The following is a 13,238-nucleotide window of genomic DNA, read 5'->3' as shown; positions in this document are numbered from 1 at the left end:
GATCAGCCCACCGGGATCATGGTGGCGATGGCGTCCTTCACGGACTGGACCTGCGGCCCGATGACGACCTGCACGTTGTGGTCGTCGAGCTTGATCACGCCCACGGCGCCGAGCTTCTTCAGCCGCGCCTCGTCGACCTCTCCGGCGTCCTCCACCGTCATGCGCAGACGGGTGATGCAGTTGTCCAGGGACCGGATGTTGCCGGCGCCGCCGATCGCGTCGAGGATGGCCGCGGCGTCGTACTTCCCCGCCACCAGTTCGCGTACGGGCTGCGCCTCGCCGTCCTGTGGGACGGGCTCGGAGTCCTCCTCCGCCTGCTCCGACTCGTCCTCGCGGCCGGGGGTCCTGAGGTCGAAGCGGGTGATCGCCCAGCGGAACAGGAAGTAGTACACGGCGAACCACACGGCAGCGATCACGGGCACCAGGTACCACTTGGTCGTCGATCCCTGGAGGACGCCGAACACCAGCCAGTCGATGACGTTGCCGTCGGTGTTCCCGATGAAGACGCCGAGCAGGGCGGCCGTGAGGAATCCGAGCCCCACCAGGACCGCGTGGATGGCATACAGCCACGGTGCGACGAACAGGAACAGGAACTCCAGCGGTTCCGTGATGCCGCCGACCACGCAGGCCACCACACCCGACACCAGCAGGGCCTTGATCTCCGGGCGCATCTTCCTGTTCGCGCAGTGGTACATCGCGAGTGCCGCGCCGGGGAGTCCGCCCAGGTAGGACGCCATCTTGCCCTGGGAGAGGAAGTGGGTGGCGTCGGTGACCGCCCCGTTCGGTGCCCCCGCGCAGTCCAGGTGCGCGTAGAACATGTTCAGGGCACCGGAGACCTGGTCCCCGCACACGGCCCCCGAGCCGCCGACGTCGGTGAACCGGAACATGGCGACGAGGATGTGGTGCAGGCCGATCGGCCGCAGCAGCACCTCGCCCATGCCGAAGAAGAACGGTCCGAAGACACCGGTGTGCCCGATGCCCCGGCCCACGGCGGTGATCCAGCCGTTGAAGGTCGGCCACACCAGCGGGATGAGCAGGCCGAGGACGCTCAGGACCAGGGCGGAGATGATCGGTACGAAGCGCAGGCCGCCGAAGAAGGCCAGCGCGTCGGGCATCCGCTGGGTACGAAAGCGCTGGTGGAGGAGGCTGACAACGATGCCAACGGCCACGGCTCCGAGGAGTCCCGTATCGATGGACTGCACGCCCAGCACGTCGGCTATGCCGTAGTGCTCGATCGCCTTCCCGTCCTCGAGATCGACGCCCTTGGCGGTGAGGTAGAAGTTCACCGCCAGATTCATGGCGGCGAAGCCGACGAAGCCGGAGAAGGCGGCGACACCCTTGTCCTCACGGGCGAGGCCGAGCGGGATGGCCATCGCGAAGAGGACGGGCAGGAAGGTGAAGGCGACCAGCCCCGTGTTGGCCATCCAGGTGAAGACGAGGTGGAAGCCCTCGGCCTTGAGGAAGGGGAGGTTGTCGGTGACCGCCTCGCTGGACAGCGAGGAGCCGATGCCCAGCATGATGCCGCAGAACGCGAGCAGGGCCACGGGGAGCATGAACGTCTTGCCGAGCCCCTGGAGGAATTCCCAGAGTGCGGCTTTGGTCTTCTGCATGTGTACGGAACTTTCGAGCCTGGGGGGACGGGACCCGGGCGCTCGCCGTGGCGATGTGGGGTCCCACGGGCGTGCGAGCGGCGAAGGGCTGACGAGGGGGTTCCGGCCGTCGCCCGCGACGCACCTGGGGATCGCCCGGTGAGCAGCGCCGGGCAGGGCCGTTCCGCCGCACGGATCACATCACGGCAGGTCGGCGGCTGTCCATGGAGGCGGGAGCGCCGATCGGCGGCGTGCCCGGAGGCCTCGGCGCGGGGAGTGCAGCGCCGGTGGCTGACCGTGAGGTACGCCACTCGTTCGTGCGAGCGTGGGGTGTTTGGCGCCGCAACGGGGGGTAAGGGGCTCTGTGATCGCCGTATCCGACAATCCGGTGGATAGGGTGCAAGAGCTACCGAATGAGGAGGTTCGATGTCCTCGAAGCGACGTCGTAAGAAGAAGGCCCGCCGCAAGAACGGCGCGAACCACGGCAGCCGTCCTCAGACCTGAGGAAGCGGCGACGGTTATCCGGGGGGTGGCACCTGCCACCCCCCGGACGCGTTCCGGATGCCCGTCTCCGCTGCCGCTGCCGCTGCCGCTGCTCCTGCTTCTGCCGCTGCGGGTCCGGTGCCGGCCGGACTCAGGCGGGCTTCCGGGTCGGCGGTGAGGCGGGGCGCGGTACGGAGCTGTGGGGCTCCGCCGCGTACTGGGCGGCCTGCGTGGTGAACATGGCCGCGTAGCGCCCCTGGGCGGCCATGAGTTCGTCGTGCGTTCCCTGCTCGGTGAGCCGGCCCCCGGAGAGGACGTGGATGGTGTCGGCGTGGCGGACGCCGGACATGCGGTGCGTGACGAGCACGACGGCCCGGTGCGGGCCGGCGAGGCGCCGGATGGCGTCGAAGGCGGCGATCTCGGCCTCCGGGTCGAGCGCCGAGGTGGGCTCGTCGACGATCAGCACGCTGTCCGCCCGGCACGTCTCGGTGCGCCAGTGGGTGCGGGCCAGACCGATCTTCTGCCATTCGCCGCCCGAGAGTTCGGACGCCCCGCGGAACATGCGGGCCAGCAGGGTCCGCAGACCGTGGGGGAGCTTCTCGATGACCGGGCCCGCTCCGGCGTAGTCGATGGAGGGCCGGAGCTCCTCCTGCCCTGCGTGGCGGCCGGGGCGGCCGATGCCGATGTTGAGGGCCGCGGTCATCGGCCAGCGCTGGAAGTCCTGCGTCAGCAGCGCCACGCGGTCGAACACCTGCGACCGGTCGAGGGCCGACAGCTCCGCCGTGCCCCAGCGCACCGTGCCGCCATGAGGCAGCAGCAGCCCCGCGAGGATCTTCATCAGCGTGCTCTTCCCCGAACCGTTCTCACCGACGACGGCGGTGACCGAGCCCATGGGGAGCGTGATCGACACCCCGTCCAGTGCGGGGGCGTCGCGGTCCGGGTAGCGGTAGGTGACGCCGTCGAGGACCACCCGGCCCACGCGCTCCGGCAGACGCCCCCCGCTGCCGGGGATGGCACGCCGGGCGGCCTCCGCCAGGAACCGCTCGTGGTCCTGCACGTACAGGCTCTCCTCGTGGAGCTGGTTGACGTTCATGACGAGGGCCCCCAGGCTCGCCGAGCCGGACCGCACGGCGATCACCGCGGTGCCGGCCACCGCCAGACTCATGTGGCCGGCCAGGATCAGCCAGAGCATCACGCCGTACGTGGAGGCGAGTGCGAGACCGGACAGTGCCGCGGCCATCAGCTCGGTCATCGCCTTGCCGTTCGCCAGCCGCTTCTGCTCGGCCTCGGCGCTCTCCGCCATGCCGCGGTACTTCTCCAGGAGGAACGCGCCTACGGAGTGGATCCGCACCTCCTGGGCCGCGCCGCGCTCGGTGAGCAGGTTCGCGATCAGCCGACTGGCACGCAGGTGCTCGACCCACGCCATCACGGACGCGTACCGCTCCTGGGCGACCCGCATCGCCCCCCAGCCGCGAGGGGCCGCGATCAGCAACAGCATGGGGAGCAGGGCCGGGTGAAGGACGGTCAGGATGCTTGCCGTCGCGACCAGGGAGATCGTGCCGTTCAGTGCGGCCACGCACGCGCCGATCATCCGACGGGCGGAGGCCGCTCCGAACTGGGCGACGTCGATCAGCCGGCGGAACTCCGGGTCCTCGATCGCCTCCAGCTCGACCACGGTCGCCGCTTCCAGGTACTCCGTCGTCGCGATCCGTTCGACCAGCGGTTCCAGGCGGCCGGCCCGTGACGTGGACAGGCCGGCGAGACCGGCGTTGACCACCGCGACAGCGGCCACGACGATCAGCGCGGGCAGGGCGGCCCGCAGCCGCTCGACGGGATCGCCGCCGCCGAGCAGGGCGTGCATCACGGAGTTGACCGCGAGGAGGGTCACCGCGGCCGCGATGCCCTGGCCGATCTCGCTGACGCCGACGGCCAGCAGCGCCGGCCGGTCGGCGGCCCAGGCCCGGCGTAACGTGGAGCTGATCAGGCGGGGCATGGCCCGCACCGCCGACAGCATCGTCAGGTCCAGCCGGGCGCGTTCGTGCTCGGCGAACACGCCGTCGTAGCGCAACGGGCCGCCGAACAGCTCCTGTTCGGCGGCGGAGACCACCGGCTCGATCATGCGGGCCCGCCGGAAGAATCCCCTCACGTACGGCCTCCCCGGCCGTGGTCGGTCCCGTCCTGCTCCCTCACGCGTACCTCCCCCGTCTCCGGTCGGCCCCCGGCCCGCGGTACGCACCGGGGCGGACGCTCAGCGGAAGCGTCGGCCGACCCCCAGAGAAGTGCCCAGAAAACATGCCGCCGTAGCCCACCCGCAGGCGTACGCCGGAGCGGAGCCGATCCTCGGCGGGAGCCGCCGAAGAGCGGGTGCGTGACGTGCGCCAGGTCCCTGCTCCCGACTCCGGAGGCCTCAGTCCTCGTGGGCGGGCAGGCCCGCGAGACCGGTCTCGCGCATGACGCGGTCGATCGTCCCGTCGAGGGTGCTCCGGCTGTCGAGGACGGACTCGATGCCGCCGGGCAGGAGATCGCGCTCCCGGTACCAGTCACGCAGCTGGTACTCCGTCACCTGCGCGAGGTACACCGGATCGGCCTTGGCGGCGTGGCGGACGAACGTCTCCTCGATCGGGATGTCGAGGTAGTAGCAGCGGGAGACGCCGCGGTGGTCGGCGACCAGGCGCGTGAGCATCTCACCGTAGCGGTCGGCGTACAGGATGCCCTCGACGACGACGTGGTAGCCGGCTTCGAGCGCGTAGCGCGCGACCGTGTCGATCAGCCCGATGTTTGTGCCGCCGGGCCGGTCCCGCTCACGCAGCACGGTCCGGCGGAGGTTGTCCTGCCCGACCACGGCCAGGCCGCGGCCGAACCGGTCGCGGACCCCGGCCGCCACCGAGGACTTGCCCGATGCCGAGTTCCCCCGTACGACGATCAGCCGGGTCTCTTCGCTTCCCGTCCTCATCCGCAGCAGGCTACCGGCCGCGCGGGATGCCGTGTGCCCGATCGTGCGCGGTATCCGAGCCCGCCCGGGTCAGGTGAGCAACTGGTTGCGGTGGGAGGCGCGACGTGCGGCGGCCAGCAGGGCGTGGATCTGCGGACCGGCCTGGTCGAGGCGGGCCAGGGGCTTCGCGAACGGCAGCCGCACATCACGGTGGCTGCCTGAGTACTCCAGGCGCAGGGTCACGCCGTAGCGGTCCATCGCCAGGGGGAGGATGCGCTTCACGCCCTTGTCCGGCTGTGGTTGCACGAGGCGGAGGAGCAGCGGGACGAGCTCGCCGTGGTCGTCCACGAGGTGGGTCAGCATTCCCGCCTCGCTGCTGGCGATCGGATCGGGGTCCGTCTCCTGCAGTGTGTCCAGGGTGACGAATGCCCGGCCCCTGTCGTCCTCGAAGACCGCCTGGCCGAACTCCATGCAGGTGCTCTCCGCGGATTCCGTGCTGTACGGGGCGGACAGCAGGCCGGTCACCGTGACACGGGCGCGTGTGCGGTCACGTACCGGCGTGGGCGCGATGTCGGTGAACTCCAGCCGGACCGGGACGCGCGGCCCGGCCGGGGCGAGGCCCGGCTCGGACGGTTCGTGGAGGTGGATGTGGCCCATCGCGGCCGTTCCGTCGAGCCGGTGCACCTCGACGGGGTCGTGTCCGTCGCTCACCACCGTCATCGAATGGGCCGCGGTCAGGATCGACAGCACGCGTTCGGCGGGGGTGGGCTGGGTGACGCGGGAGGTGAAAGGACGCATCCAAGTTCTCCAGAGAGCAGGCGGGGAGACCTCATTACGGCTACTTAGGTATGCCTAACCTAACCTATGAATCCCGGTTCGGGTAGCGCGCCGCCCTGCCCGACGGATGTGCGAGACGCTGCCCTGCGGGGAGGAACCGTAGGATCTGCGCGCCGGACCGTACTGCGGCGCGGAGGTGGTCCGGTGGCCTGCCCGCAGTGGAGCCGGGGGAGTCGGCCGGAGGCGTGCGACAGCGACGAGGGGTGCCGGACCGTGGCGAACCGCTGGGTGGGAGTGACCGTCGACTGCGTCGACGTGGAGCGCGTGTCGGCCTTCTGGAGCGTGCTGCTCAACCGTCCGCCGGGCCCTTCCCGGCCGGGCTGGGTCTACCTCGGCCGTCACGACGACCCGCAGCCGCGCCTCGTCTTCCAGCCGGTGGCCGAGCCGAACCCGGGCAAGGTCCGCCTGCATCTGGACGTCTTGGTCGACGACATCGACCAGGGCATCACGCAGGTCCTCGCCCTGGGGGGCCGGTCCACCGGCGAGCGGCACGACTACGACGAGGGTGTCGTCGTCGTGATGGCCGATCCCGAAGGGCACGAGTTCTGCCTGGCGCAGTTCTACTGAGGGGCGATGCGAGTGCCGGCCGCCTGCTCGGGCGGGCCGGGTGTAGCGTTCCAGGATTGGCCATCAATTGACCTGAGGTGAGATGGAATTGGGCGTCGAAACGGTATTCGCTGGGTCTTTCCTCGTGATCGGTGGACTCGCTCTGATCTTCGCCCGAACATATCTTTCGAGGCGCGTCCGGAACCAGTGAGGAGTATTCGGGCAAGAGGATTCTCGGCGCCCTGAGGTGGCAGGATTCGCGCCGGGGGCTGCCGGCATATTTATGCTCTTAGAGGTCCTGACAAAGGCTTTGCGTGGATCGGGGGCTGATCAATCAGGCGGCTTCAGTGACCGATGTCGCATGCTTCGTAGCTCTTCAGCCCGACCGTCAGCAGGGGCGGCACGAGTGTGTGCATGTACCAGCTCAGGTCGGTGAACTCGACCGAGTCAGGTAGACGCCGCCGGTTGATGGTCGGGATGAAGCTGCAGGTCATGCGGCCAGGGAAGAACAGGAGCTGACCGCCTGTGCTCGCCTTCCCGTGGTAGATGCAGACGGCCACGTGGTGGTTCGCGTGCTCGGGTGCGTCAAGGATGGCCAAGACATCCTGCGTGTGGTCGCGGGTCGTGGTCCGCCAGTCGTATAGGTCGTCGTCGTCATTCACCATGAACGAGAGCGGATCCTCCAGCGCCCAACCTGTGGCGGTCAACGCCCTGATGCCGGCGCGGACCGTGAGCTCGTGGGCGAAGGTGAAGTCGATGTCTGCGGTCCTGGACGACACTGATGGCTCCCGGTGAAGGTTCGACGGCACCGCATCGTTGCCGAAGATGCGCCGAACTGTCGATCGAATTGCGGATCAAGGCCCCTGGCAGAGGCGTTGGACGTGGCGGTAGGTGATGAGGCAGGTGGCGAGGCCGAGGAAGGCTTCGTGAATGTCGTCGCGTCTTTCCCGGCGGACGCGTAGGCGCCGGAAGCCGTGGAACCAGGCGATGGTGCGATCGACGACCCAGCGGTCGACGCCAAGGCCGGAGCCGTGCGGGACGCCGCGGCGGGCGATCACCGGTTTGATGCCCTGGGCCCAGACGAGACAGCGGTACTTGTCATGGTCGTAGCCCCGGTCGGCCAGCAGCACGTCCGGCCGGCGCCGTGGTCTGCCGAGCAGGCCCGCTACGGACGGGACCTTCGCAAGCAGAGGCAACAGCTGCGTCACATCGTTGCGTTTTCCGCCGGTCAGCGACGCAGCGAGTGGGATGCCCTGCCCGTCGACAAGGATGTGGTGCTTGCTGCCCGGACGTGCTCGGTCGACCGGGCTGGGTCCGCTTTCGGGCCGCGTCGGGCGGCCCGGACGTGGGTGGAGTCGATCACCGCCCGGGACCAGTCCAGCTGCCTCGCCGACCGCAGCTTCGTCAGCAGGACTGCATGGAGCCGGTCCCACACCCTGGCCTCGTTCCACGCGCAAGGCGCCGCCAGCACGTCATGCCGGACCCGAAGCCGAGCTCTTGGGGTAGGCACTCCCACTGCATGCCGGTGTGCAGCACGAACAGGATCCCGCACAGAGCCCGCCGGTCGGGCACTCGCGGCCTGCCTGTCACCAGCTTCGGCACCGGGACCGGCAACAACGGCTCGATGAGCACCCACAGTTCATCCGAGACGATCCACGGCCGAGAGTTTCTTTTTGCCACGGATGCCTCAACGAGCATCCAAGCCGACAGTCACATGATCAACGGCTTCTGTGAGGACCTCTCAGGCGGTGTACTGCTCTTCGCTGGAGTCCTCACGGCGGAATGATGTGACACGTAGTCGCCGTAGCCGCGCGATTCCGGGTGTGTCCCGCCCTTTCCGGCGAGACGGGACACGCCGCCCTCTGCACCGTGATGTACGACGGCCCGCCCTGCCCGGCCTCAGGCGTCCAGGCTCCATCTTTCAAAGACCGCTTCTGGTGTCCCTGCGGGTGAGCCAGGCTCCGAAGAGAGCGTCTGCAAGCCGATGCCTGTTGCGAAGGCCGGATGATGGGCTGACACTCCGGTGCCGCCGTGTGAACGACGTGTGGGATCCGCGCCTTGGGACAGCAGGAAGCACGTGGCACCCACATGGAGGGGCTCCCCGGTCTGGACGTGTCCGCCGATCTCTCCGTCGACGGCCCGGTGCAGGAGGGTGAATCCGTTGGACTCCTCGTGGATGTCGGCTCCTGCCGCCAAGAGGTCGCGCAGTTCCTCCAGCCGGTCCTGTTCGACAGCCAGGTGCGTCCGTGGCATCTCCCTCACCGCACCCCCCTACCGGGACCGGACGGGAATCGAGTGGGCCGCCGGCAACAGCGCCGGAGTCCGAAAGGCGACCTCCCGCGGAACGCGGGCGGCGAGGTGAACCCATCATGCTGCCCACCCCCGATTTCCGGGCCGTGGCATGAAGACGCCGCCTCCTGCGAGTCCCGGGCGCCGCTGAAGGCTCGTAGGCGGTCAGCCCTCTGCTGGATCCTGGTGCCGGCGGAGTGTTGCCGCGGCGGGCCGAGAATCTCTGGTCATGAAGCCCGAGGGCGGTTCTTCAGGTACCAGTCGAGGAAGCGTTCGCTGACACCCTTGCCCTCACCGAAGTCCTCCTTGAGGACCCGCCACATGTACGTACTGTCGTGTCCGGGCGCGAAGGTGCTGTCCGCGCCGATCTGGGCGTCGCAACCGCAGAGGCAGAGGTGGGGGCCGGCGGTGCTCATGATGGCCTCCTGGGTTCTCACGAGTGGATGGGATCCGCATTCTCTCGCCCTCGGGCGGTGATCCGGAAGCTCTGTCGCGAAGCGCGGGCTCGGCCGCCCCTCTCGGTCCTCGCAACGTCCAGATGTCGGAGGCGCTTTCGGGTCCGGTGACCGAGCCCCCCGACCGGAGCGTGGCCCCGCGCATCAGGGGCCGGAGAGCGCTGGGTTCCGGTCCTCGAAGGCATGGCCGGTCAGGTCCCCCGGGCGAACAGGATCAGCGCGCAGCAGGGGGTGATCCTCTCGCGGCCGCTGAGCTGCGCGGACGGTGGGTGTGCGGGTGGTGCCCGTGTGAGGACCGTTGACAAATGTGTGACCTGCTAGAAACCTGTCACCCCAGCACCGCAAAATATTGACCGGATCACTCAAAATCCTAGGCAATACACGCGAGTTCCCGGCAGGTGGCCTGCTCCCTCACCTGTCGGCGTCCGGGATCGTCCCCCCATCGGTGTACCGGCAGCCGCCACCCGGCCGTCGCCGCCCGCCCGACGCCGTAGAGGCGTCGCGCCGGAGGCGACGCTCAGGTGTGCTCCTTCCGGTCCCGCAGCCTCACGGAACAGAGGACAGCATGAGATGGAAGAAACTCGGCTGGCGGTTCGTCGCCGGCGCGGTGACAGCCGCGCTGATGACCGTCGGGCTCCTGCCGGTCACCGCGACCGCGGCAGCCCAGCGCACCGACCTGGCCCTCGGCAAGCAGGCGACGACCAGCGGGTCCCACGGTGCCTACCCGGCGTCGAACGTCACCGACGGCAGCCAGCAGACGTACTGGGAGAGCCCCGGGACCTTCCCGCAGTGGGTCCGGATCGACCTCGGCAACCGGTTCGACGTCGACCAGGTGGTACTGAAGCTGCCCACCACGTGGGAGGCGCGGACCCAGACGCTCGACGTCCAGGGCAGCACCGACGGGAGCACTTTCAGCGCGCTGTCGAGTTCGGCCGCACGGGCGTTCAGCCCGTCGGCGGGCAACACCGTGACGATCGGCTTCACCGCGAAGCAGGTGCGGTACGTCCGCGTCCAGGTGACCGCCAACACCGGCTGGAACGCCGCGCAGCTCTCCCAGGTGGAGGTCTACGGCGAGGAGGACACCGGCCCGCCGCCCGCGAGCGGTTCCAACCTGGCGCTGAACAAGCCGATCGAGGCCTCCTCGGTCGCGCAGACCTATGTGGCGGCCAACGCCAATGACGACAAGCTCGGTACGTACTGGGAGTCGAACGGCCACCCCTCGACCCTCACGGTGAAGCTCGGCGCGAACGCCGACATCGAGGCCGTCGTCGTCAGACTCAACCCCGACCAGGCGTGGGGGACCCGCACCCAGAGCATCCAGGTGCTCGGCCGGGCCCAGTCCGCCACCGGCTTCACCTCGCTGAAGGACCGGGCGGACCACGTGTTCAGCCCCTCCGGCAACCAGAACACCGTGACCATCCCGGTCAGCGGACGGTACGCGGACGTCCGGCTCACGTTCTTCACCAACACGGGCGCTCCCGGTGCCCAGGTCGCCGAGATCCAGGTCGTCGGGACCGCCGCCCCCAACCCCGATCTGACCGTCACGGACCTGACGTGGTCGCCGGCCTCGCCGTCCGAGAAGGACGACGTCACCGTGAACGCCACCGTGCGCAACACGGGCACGGCGGCCGCCGCCGCGACGACCGTCGACGTCAGCGTGGAGGGCGTCGTCGCAGGCAGCGCGCCGGTGGGAGGCCTCGCCGCCGGGGCCTCGGCCACGGTGGCCGTCGGCGTCGGCAAGCGTCCGATGGGCTCGTACACCGTCTCGGCGGTGGTCGACCCGACCGACACGGTCGTCGAGCAGGACAACAGCAACAACAGCCGCACCGCCTCGTCGAAGCTCGTGGTGGGCCAGAGCCCCGGTCCCGACCTGGAGGTGCTCGGGATCACCTCCAGCCCGTCGAACCCCGCCGTGGGCGCACCCGTCACCTTCACCGTCTCCGTCCGCAACCGCGGTACGACGGCGGTGAGTTCCTCGACCGTGACCCGTCTCCTGGCGGAGAGCACCACCCTGAACGGCGCGACCGGCGCCATCCCGGCCGGGGCCACCGTCACCGTGCCGGTCAGCGGGAGCTGGACCGCGAAGAGCGGCGGGGCCAACCTGACCGCCACCGCGGACGCGACCGGTGTCGTCGCCGAGACCAACGAGAACAACAACGTCTACTCGCGGGCCATCGTGGTCGGCCGCGGGGCCGCAGTCCCCTACACCGAGTACGAGGCCGAACAGGGCACGTACAAGGGGGCGTTGCTCAAGTCCGACAAGGAGCGCACCTTCGGGCACACCAACTTCGCCACGGAGTCGTCGGGGCGCGAGTCCGTGAGGCTGAACACCACGGGCGAGTACGTCGAGGTCACCTCCACCGTCCCGTCGAACTCGATCGTGGTCCGCAATTCCGTCCCCGACGCACCGGGTGGCGGAGGGGCGGAGGCCACGATCAGCCTGTACGCCGACAACACCTTCGTGCGGAAGCTGACGCTCTCCTCCAAGCACAGCTGGCTCTACGGCGACACGGACAGCCCGGAAGGCCTGACCAACCAGCCGGGGACGGACGCCCGCAGGCTGTTCGACGAGTCCAACGCCCTGCTCGGCCGGACCTACCCCGCCGGGACGAAGTTCCGTCTCCAGCGCGACGCCGGTGACTCGGCCTCCTTCTACATCATCGACCTGGTGGACCTGGAGCAGGTGGCACCGGCGGCCGCCCAGCCGGCCGGATGCACGTCGATCACCACCTACGGAGCCGTCCCGAACGACGGCATCGACGACACCGACGCCATCCAGCGGGCGGTGACGGCCGACCAGAACGGCGACATCGGCTGCGTGTGGATCCCGCCGGGGCAGTGGCGGCAGGAGCAGAAGATCCTGACGGACGACCCCCTGAACCGGGGCCAGTTCAACCAGGTCGGCATCAGGGACGTCACGATCCGTGGCGCGGGCATGTGGCACTCCCAGCTCCACACCCTCACCCAGCCGCAGAACGCGGGCGGCATCAACCACCCGCACGAGGGGAACTTCGGCTTCGACATCGACGACAACACCAAGATCTCGGACCTGGCGATCTTCGGCTCGGGCACCATCCGGGGCGGTGACGGCAACGCCGAGGGCGGAGTGGGCCTGAACGGGCGTTTCGGCGATGACACCAAGATCACCAACGTGTGGCTGGAGCACGCGAACGTGGGTGTCTGGGTCGGCCGCGACTACGACAACATCCCGGACCTCTGGGGACCCGGCGACGGCGTCGAGTTCACGGGCATGCGGATCCGCAACACCTACGCCGACGGCATCAACTTCGCGAACGGCACGCGTAACTCGACGGTGTTCAACTCCTCGTTCAGGAACACCGGTGACGACTCGCTGGCCGTGTGGTCGAGCAAGTACGTGAAGAACCCGTCGGTGGACGTCGGTCACGACAACCACTTCCGCAACAACACGATCCAGCTGCCCTGGAGGGCCAACGGCATCGCGATCTACGGGGGTTACGGGAACACCATCGAGAACAACATCATCTCCGACACGATGAACTACCCCGGCATCATGCTGGCGACGGACCACGACCCGCTGCCCTTCTCCGGGCAGACGCTGATCGCCAACAACGCGCTCCACCGCACGGGAGGGGCGTTCTGGGGCGAGGCCCAGGAGTTCGGCGCGATCACGCTGTTCGCGGCGGGCCAGGACATACCGGGGGTCACGATCCGCGACACCGACATCCACGACTCCACCTACGACGGGATCCAATTCAAGTCGGGCGGCGGATCCGTGCCCGGGGCGCAGATCTCGCACGTCCGCATCACCGACTCCGTCAACGGGTCGGGGATCCTGGCCCACGGTGGGGCACGGGGCAGCGCGACCCTGACCGATGTGACCATCACCGGTTCGGCCGAGGGCGACGTCGTCATCGAACCCGGATCACAGTTCGTCATCAACGGCAGCGCGGGAACGGCGGCCGCCCGGAAGTAGACGGGGGCGAGGCGGCGACCGTCCGAAAGCGGACGGGGACCGCGAACGACCGGAAGGAGAGGAGGCTCCGGGGGCCGGGCACGACCTGGCCCCCGGAGCCTCACCCACGCCGGAACCACCTGGCCCGGCACGGCCGCCGTCCGAGCGGGCCG

At 69.3% G+C, this 13,238-nt stretch carries 9 protein-coding genes and 1 pseudogene; 3 read left to right on the top strand and 7 right to left on the bottom strand.

The genetic code is table 11. The features are described from left to right. Positions 1–2: 2 nt before the first annotated feature. Positions 3–1,610, bottom strand: a complete 1,608-nt coding sequence (gene malX / locus OG488_RS04305) for a maltose/glucose-specific PTS transporter subunit IIBC (protein ID WP_329226062.1) — start codon at positions 1,608–1,610, stop codon at positions 3–5. Positions 1,611–2,015: 405 nt separating this feature from the next. Here malX and OG488_RS39210 point away from each other — a divergent pair, with 405 nt between their 5' ends. Beyond that, positions 2,016–2,093 (top strand): 50S ribosomal protein bL37, encoded by a 78-nt coding sequence (locus OG488_RS39210; RefSeq protein ID WP_371604899.1) that lies wholly within the window; start codon positions 2,016–2,018, stop codon positions 2,091–2,093. Between the two features lie 130 nt (positions 2,094–2,223). On the opposite strand, the gene OG488_RS04300 is transcribed toward OG488_RS39210, so the two are convergent. The 3 genes from OG488_RS04300 to OG488_RS04290 all read right to left on the bottom strand — a co-directional run bounded on the left by OG488_RS04300 (position 2,224) and on the right by OG488_RS04290 (position 5,802). Then, positions 2,224–4,191, bottom strand: a complete 1,968-nt coding sequence (locus tag OG488_RS04300) for an ABC transporter ATP-binding protein (RefSeq protein ID WP_329238425.1) — start codon at positions 4,189–4,191, stop codon at positions 2,224–2,226. Positions 4,192–4,479: 288 nt separating this feature from the next. Beyond that, positions 4,480–5,025, bottom strand: coding sequence for an AAA family ATPase (locus OG488_RS04295; protein WP_329226061.1), 546 nt, complete (start codon positions 5,023–5,025; stop codon positions 4,480–4,482). Between the two features lie 69 nt (positions 5,026–5,094). Further along, a complete protein-coding gene (locus tag OG488_RS04290; RefSeq protein ID WP_329226059.1) occupies positions 5,095–5,802 on the bottom strand; it encodes a DUF2470 domain-containing protein in 708 nt (235 codons plus the stop codon). Positions 5,803–6,054: 252 nt separating this feature from the next. Between OG488_RS04290 and OG488_RS04285 the strand changes: the two genes are divergently transcribed. After that, positions 6,055–6,408, top strand: a complete 354-nt coding sequence (locus tag OG488_RS04285) for a VOC family protein (RefSeq protein ID WP_329226057.1) — start codon at positions 6,055–6,057, stop codon at positions 6,406–6,408. 323 nt (positions 6,409–6,731) lie between these two features. Here OG488_RS04285 and OG488_RS04280 read toward each other — a convergent pair whose 3' ends face one another. The 3 genes and pseudogenes from OG488_RS04280 to OG488_RS04270 all read right to left on the bottom strand — a co-directional run bounded on the left by OG488_RS04280 (position 6,732) and on the right by OG488_RS04270 (position 9,092). Next, positions 6,732–7,166, bottom strand: coding sequence for a hypothetical protein (locus OG488_RS04280; protein ID WP_329226056.1), 435 nt, complete (start codon positions 7,164–7,166; stop codon positions 6,732–6,734). 75 nt (positions 7,167–7,241) lie between these two features. Further along, positions 7,242–8,085 (bottom strand): annotated as a pseudogene (locus tag OG488_RS04275) (IS5 family transposase). Between the two features lie 818 nt (positions 8,086–8,903). Beyond that, complete coding sequence (locus tag OG488_RS04270; protein WP_329226054.1) at positions 8,904–9,092, bottom strand: hypothetical protein; 189 nt, start codon at positions 9,090–9,092, stop codon at positions 8,904–8,906. A gap of 604 nt (positions 9,093–9,696) precedes the next feature. Here OG488_RS04270 and OG488_RS04265 point away from each other — a divergent pair. Next, entirely contained in the window at positions 9,697–13,086 is a 3,390-nt protein-coding gene (locus OG488_RS04265; protein WP_329226052.1) for a CARDB domain-containing protein, read from the top strand. Positions 13,087–13,238: the final 152 nt, after the last annotated feature.

Source organism: Streptomyces sp. NBC_01460, assembly GCF_036227405.1.
Taxonomy (GTDB): Bacteria; Actinomycetota; Actinomycetes; order Streptomycetales; family Streptomycetaceae; genus Streptomyces.
The sequence above is the reverse complement of the archived record's forward strand: the minus strand, read 5'-3'. Positions and strand labels throughout refer to the sequence as shown.